Raw genomic sequence first — 6,047 nt, forward strand, 5'->3', positions numbered from 1 at the left:
GCCCAAAAAACGCGCAGCCGGGGAAAATTTTTTTCGGGCCGTTTCGTTTCGCCCGAGCGGCAGAAAGGAGGGAACGCCATGCCGAACCCAACCAACAACAAGCTCGTCGACAGTAAGACCATCGCGGCCCTGTTCGACATGACGCCCCGCCGAGTGCAGCAGCTCACCAAGGAGGGCGTCATCACCGCGGTCAAGGAAGGCAACGCCAACCGCTACGACCTGCTGCCGACGATCCAGAGGTACATCCGATACCTGACGGCCAAGGCCAACGGCCGGGAGCCGTCGAAGAAGGACAGCGAGATCGAGGGCCGGCGTCTGGAGGCTGAGGCTGACCTCAAGCGCAGCAAGGCAGACATCGCCGCCCTCCAGCTCAGCGAGCTCGAGGGCACCATGCACCGCAGCGAGGACGTCGAGGCTGTGATGACCGACCTCGTCTACAATATCAGGTCGATGCTCGTGGCCCTGCCGGGCCGTCTGGCCGTCGACGTCACCGGCGCAGCAACACCCGCCGAGGCGTCCGAGATCATCCGCACAGAGGTCTACAAGATCCTGACGGAGCTGGCCGGCTATAAATACGATCCCGAGGTGTACGCCCGGCGAGTAAGGGATCGGGAAGGCTGGGGCGAACAGCTCGCCGATGACGCGGACGACTAAAAAAGCCGCCGCGAAGCTCAATACCGCCATCGCCGGAGCGGTCAAACGCTTCGCCCCGCCTGAGAGTCTGACCGTGGACGAGTGGGCCGACAAGCACCGCCGCCTCTCCCCGGAAAGCTCAGCCGAGGCCGGCCCGTGGCGCACCAAGCGCACCCCGTACCTCGAGGAGCCCATGCGGGCCTTCACGGATCCGAAGGTGCACAAAATAGTCATGGTAGCCGCTTCTCAGGTCGGCAAGTCCGAGCTCGAGCTCAACATCATCGGCTACATCATCGACCAAGACCCCGGCAGCATCCTCTACGTCCACCCGACCATCGACGACGCCCGAAAGTTCAGCCGCCTCCGCGTGGCCCCCATGATCCGCGACAGCAAGCCCCTGAAGGCGAAGGTGCACGACGTCAAGGCCAAGGACAGCGGCAACACGATCCTCCAGAAGTCTTTCCCGGGCGGTATGCTCACCCTGACCGGCTCCAACAGCGCCTCGGCTCTGGCCTCCACGCCCGCCCGCTACATCATCGGCGACGAGCGCGACCGCTGGGCGACCAGCGCCGGCACCGAGGGCGACCCGTGGGCGCTGGCCGAAGCACGTCAGGCCACATTCTACAACGCGAAGGCGGTCGAGGTCTCGACCCCGACCATCAAGGGCAACAGCAACATCGAGACGAGTTTTTACCAAGGCACGCAGGAACGCTGGTGCCACCGCTGCCCCGAGTGCGGGGAGTACAGCGAGATCGTGTTCGACAATATCCATTTCGACCCGGAGGTCAAGCGGATCCGCGGGAAAAAGTCGTGGAGCCTCAAGAGCGGCGTCTCGTGGAGCTGCCCGGCCTGCGGCTGCCTGATCCCCGAGGACGTCATGCGAAAGCAGCCGGCCAAGTGGATCGCCGACAACCCGGACGCCTACAAAAAAGGCGTCCGTTCTTTTTGGCTCAATGCCTTCTCGAGCCCGTGGACTCCGTGGGAGAAGATCGTCCTCAAGTTCCTCGACGCCAAGGATGACCCGCAGCGCCTCAAGGTCGTCTACAACACCCTGCTCGGCCAACTGTGGGAAGATCGCGGCGACCTCGAGGACGAGGACACCATGCTCGCCCGCCGTGAGGACTACGGCACCCGCCCGGACGGCACCCCTGTGGAGCTGCCTGACGGCGTGCTCGTGCTGACCTGCGGCGTCGACACTCAGGACAACCGCCTCGAATACGAGGTGGTCGGTCACGGGAAGTACGGCGAGACGTGGGGCATCGTCAAGGGCTACATCATGGGCCGACCAGACACCCCGGAGGTCTGGCAGCGGCTCGACAACGTGGTCGACCACGTCTACAAGTTCAAAAACGGCCGCGGTCTGAAGATCTCCATCACCTGCGTCGACTCCGGCGGCCACTTCACCCAAGAGGTCTATGAGGCGTGCCGGGCCCGCGTCGGCAAGCGCGTCTTTGCCATCAAGGGCAAGGGCGGCGACGGCATCCCCTTCGTCTCGCCTCCGAGCAAGGTGCCGATCCGCGACAACAAGCGGATCACCTGCTGGCTCTACACCATCGGCGTCGACGCCGGCAAGGCGACGATCATGGCTAATCTGAAGGTGCAGGAGGCCGGGCCGAAATATTGCCATTTCAACCGGCACCCCGACGCCGGTTATGACCTCAATTTCTTCAACGGGCTCCTCTCTGAGAAGCTGGTGCTCACGCACACACGCCGCGGCGACCGCTGGGCGTGGGAGAAGCTGCCCGGCCACAACCGCAACGAGGCCCTCGACTGCCGCGACTATGCCAACGCCGGCCTCAAGATCATCAACCCTGACATGGACGCCATCGAGCGCCGCCTGCAAGGGCTGGAGGAAAAGCCGAAGGCCCCGCAGCAGCGACGGCAGCGGCCACGGCACAACCGGGCCGACGCCTTCGACGACTGGTAAGGAGGACACACCACAATGAGAAAGACCCGCGAACAAATCGAGTACCAGCTCTCCATCAAGAGGAACCGGCTGGAGCTCTACCTGAAGCGAGAGGCCGAGATGCTGGACGGAGGCGTCCAGAGCTACGGCATCGGCTCGCGCAATCTGGCCCGCTACAACACCGACCTCGGATCCATCCGGGCTGCCATCAAACAGCTCGAGGCAGACATCGAAGCCCTCGAGGCCGCACTGAACGGCGAGAAGCCGCGAAAAGCTGTGGGAGTAGTGCCCCGAGACTGGTGAAAGAAGCCCCAAAAGGGGCTTTTTTCATAGGCCGACGCCGGGAGTTTTCGCTCCTTTTCTCCCGGCCCGGCCATCTTCACCATGAAGGAGGTGAGCACCATCAGCAAAAGAAAAAGCAGAAGCCGCCCACAAAACAGGCGGCAGCAGCCGCGCCCCGTGAATAAGGGCTACGGCGACGCCGGCGCAAGCTGGCACAAGAAGGCGACCAAGGGCTTCAGAGCTATGAGCGGCAGCCCGAAGGAGGACATCGACGCCAACAACTACACCCTGCGGCAGCGTGCCCGGATGCTTTACATGGCGGCCCCGATCGCCACCTCTGCCATCCGCACCAACCGCACCAACGTCGTCGGCATCGGCCTCCAGCTCAAGAGCCGGATCGACCGCGAGGCGCTCGGCATGACGCAGGAGGCCGCGGACGCATGGCAGGCTCAGGCCGAGCGGGAGTTCGCCCTCTGGTCGGAGAACAAAAGGGCGTGCGACGCCACCGGCGTCAACAACTTCGCAGCCATGCAGCAGCTCGCGCTCTCCTCGTGGCTGGTCAGCGGCGACGTGTTCGCCGTCGTGAAGCAGTACGAGCCGACGCCGCTCACGCCCTACTCGCTGCGCCTGCATCTGATCGAGGCCGACCGAGTCGCCACACCGACGACCTCCGGCATCATCACCCCGATGCTGCTGACCACCGGCAAGGCGGCCAACGGCAACACCATCTACGACGGCGTCGAGGTGAACAGCGACGGCCAGATCGAGGCGTACCACATCCGCAGCACCTACCCCTTCGAGCTCGGCAGCACGACGACAACGTGGGCCCGCGTTCAGGCATACGGCGAGCGGACTGGACTGCCGAACATCCTGCACGTCATGGAGAGCGAGCGCCCGGATCAATACCGCGGCGTCAGCTACCTCGCGCAGGTCATCGAGCCCCTGCTCCAGCTTCGCCGCTACACCGAGAGCGAGCTGACCGCGGCGGTCGTCGAGTCGTTTTTCACGGCCTTCATCAAGACCGAGGCAGGCGCCGGCGACAACCCGTTCAACGAGGTCGGGAGCAGCCTGCCGGAGGTGAGCCGAGATCCTAACGAGTACGAGATGGGCCCCGGGCAGATCAACATCATGGAGCCCGGCGAGGACGTGACCTTTGCAGACCCCAAACGGCCGGCCAGCGGCTTCAACACCTTCCTGCGCGCCATCTGCGAACAGGTGGGCGCGGCGCTCGAGATCCCGGCCGATCTGCTGCTCAAGAGCTTCAACAGCTCGTACAGCGCCAGCCGTGCCGCCCTGATGGAGGCGTGGAAGGCGTTCCGCATGAGACGCAAGTGGTTTGTCGATGACTTCTGCACGCCGGTCTATGAGATCTGGCTCTCTGAAGCCGTCGCCCGCGGCCGCATCAGCGCCCCGGGCTTCTTCGCAGACCCGGCAATCCGCGCCGCATACCTCGGCGCCGAGTGGATCGGCCCCTCTCAGGGACAGCTCGACCCGACGAAGGAGATCACGGCCGAGATCCTCGCCATCGGCGAAGGCATCACGACCAGAGAACAGGCGACCATCCGACTCAACGGCGGCCAGTGGGACGCCAACGTCGACCAGCTCGCTCGGGAAAACGAGAAACTGCGCGCAGCGCAGGGGCAGGTCGACCAGAGCACAGCGGCCAGCGGCACGATCTCCGCAGCTCTGCGGGAGGCAATCGTCGCCGAGGCCATCAAAAGCATCAAGGAAGGAGACAAGCATGAGAACGCATAACACTCCCCGGCTCTGTGCCGGGCCTCAGACTGCGGGCACGCCGATCAAGTTCTGGAACGTCGCCAGCACCGGCGACGACGAGGGCGAGATCACCCTCTACGGCGACGTCGTGAGCCGTCAGCCTGTGGACTGGTGGACGGGCGAGCCCGAGCCCGGCCTCTACATCGCGCCCGAGAGCTTCATGGAGGATCTCGCGGCCGTCAAGGGCAAGAGCAACATCACCATCAAGATCAATAGCTGCGGCGGCGACCTCTACACCGGCATCGCCATCCACAACGCCATCAAGGGCCTGACCGGCCACAAGGTCGTCGTCGTGGAAGGCATCGCGGCCAGCGCGGCCAGCGTCATCGCCTGCGCGGGCGACGAGGTTCAGGTCTATCCCGGCAGCATGGTGATGATCCACGGCGTCGCCGGGCTGCTCTACGACTACTACACCCTCGCAGACCTGAAGAAGCTCCAGAAGGACTTCGACGCGAGCGAGCGGGCCATCGCGGAGATCTACCACGCCAAGACCGGCATCGAGGTCGACCAGCTCCGCAGCATGATGACCCGCGAGACGTGGATGGTCGGGCAGGAGGCCATTGACAACGGCTTTGCCGACACCCTGCTCACGGACGAAGGCCCCGACGTCACCCTGAGCGCCGACAAGAAGGTGCTCCTCGTCGCCGGCATCCGGCACGACGTCAAGGGCTTCAGGCACATCCCGGGGACGATCCCCATCGACAACAGCATCCACGCCGCCCCTGCGGCTGGAAATAAACACGCGGCCGCCAAGAACGACGGCCCCAAGAAGGAGGACAACAAGACCATGACCCTCGAAGAAATGAGAGCACAGCACCCCGACGTCGTGGCTCAGATCGAGCAGCAGGCGGCCGAAACTGCCAGAACGCAGGAGCGCGCCCGCATCGAGGCCATCGACAGCATCGCCGCAAGTGTGGGCGACGCGCAGCTCGTCAGGGACGCCAAGTACGGCGAGACCCCCTGCACCGCTGAGCAGCTCGCGCTCAAGGCTATGCAGAAGCAGGCGGCCCTCGGTGCCAAGCACCTGAAGGACGCCAAGGCTGACAACGACGAGTCCGGCGCTGCCGGCGTCGGCGCTGCCCCTAACGGCGGCGAAGAAGGCAGCGAAAACGACGACAAGGCAAAGGTGGACGCCATCGTCGGCCTCTACAACTCCACCAAGTCTCAGAACGGAGGTAAGAAGTAATGAGCAAGAGACTGGACGAAAACCTCGGCAGCGTCGGCTATGACGGCCTGATCGTTGCCAACGAGCCCGTCGCTGACGTGCTCACCGTGACCATCCGCAAGGAGGCCACCGCCGCGGCCACCTATAAGCGCGGCACCGTGATGGCTCTGTCTGCCGGCACCGCCGGCGACGGCAAGCTGGTGATCCTCGGCTCCACCGCGACCACCAACGAAACCCTGACCGCCAACTGCATCCTCGCCGAGGACGTGGAAGTCGGCACCACCG

6 protein-coding genes are annotated in these 6,047 nt (G+C 64.6%); all 6 read left to right on the forward strand.

All coding sequences use genetic code 11. The features are described 5' to 3' along the window. The first annotated feature begins 78 nt into the window (after positions 1–78). Positions 79–654, forward strand: a complete 576-nt coding sequence (locus ACT84W_RS06010) for a protoporphyrinogen oxidase (RefSeq protein ID WP_256175097.1) — start codon at positions 79–81, stop codon at positions 652–654. Positions 655–727: 73 nt separating this feature from the next. Then, positions 728–2,560 carry a phage terminase large subunit family protein gene (locus ACT84W_RS06015; RefSeq protein WP_444328568.1) on the forward strand — a complete coding sequence of 611 codons (1,833 nt, stop codon included), beginning with the start codon at positions 728–730 and terminating at the stop codon, positions 2,558–2,560. A gap of 15 nt (positions 2,561–2,575) precedes the next feature. Then, positions 2,576–2,842, forward strand: a complete 267-nt coding sequence (locus ACT84W_RS06020; RefSeq protein WP_118647711.1) for a hypothetical protein — start codon at positions 2,576–2,578, stop codon at positions 2,840–2,842. 156 nt (positions 2,843–2,998) lie between these two features. Further along, positions 2,999–4,576 carry a phage portal protein gene (locus ACT84W_RS06025; protein ID WP_444328569.1) on the forward strand — a complete coding sequence of 526 codons (1,578 nt, stop codon included), beginning with the start codon at positions 2,999–3,001 and terminating at the stop codon, positions 4,574–4,576. Beyond that, positions 4,563–5,783 carry a head maturation protease, ClpP-related gene (locus tag ACT84W_RS06030; RefSeq protein WP_444328570.1) on the forward strand — a complete coding sequence of 407 codons (1,221 nt, stop codon included), beginning with the start codon at positions 4,563–4,565 and terminating at the stop codon, positions 5,781–5,783. Before ACT84W_RS06025 ends, ACT84W_RS06030 begins: the two co-directional genes overlap by 14 nt. Further along, the coding region (locus ACT84W_RS06035; RefSeq protein WP_444328571.1) for a hypothetical protein at positions 5,783–6,047 on the forward strand (265 nt) is incomplete at its 3' end. The genes ACT84W_RS06030 and ACT84W_RS06035, both read left to right, overlap by 1 nt.

Source organism: Paratractidigestivibacter sp. (genome assembly GCF_052362415.1).
GTDB lineage: Bacteria > Actinomycetota > Coriobacteriia > Coriobacteriales > Atopobiaceae > Paratractidigestivibacter.

Bases quoted from the DNA above. Each gene is read 5' to 3' on its own strand.
- ACT84W_RS06010 (WP_256175097.1), top strand. From the start codon at position 79: ATGCCGAACCCAACCAACAACAAGCTCGTCGACAGTAAGACCATCGCG.
- ACT84W_RS06020 (WP_118647711.1), top strand. From the start codon at position 2,576: ATGAGAAAGACCCGCGAACAAATCGAGTACCAGCTCTCCATCAAGAGG.
- ACT84W_RS06030 (WP_444328570.1), top strand. From the start codon at position 4,563: ATGAGAACGCATAACACTCCCCGGCTCTGTGCCGGGCCTCAGACTGCG.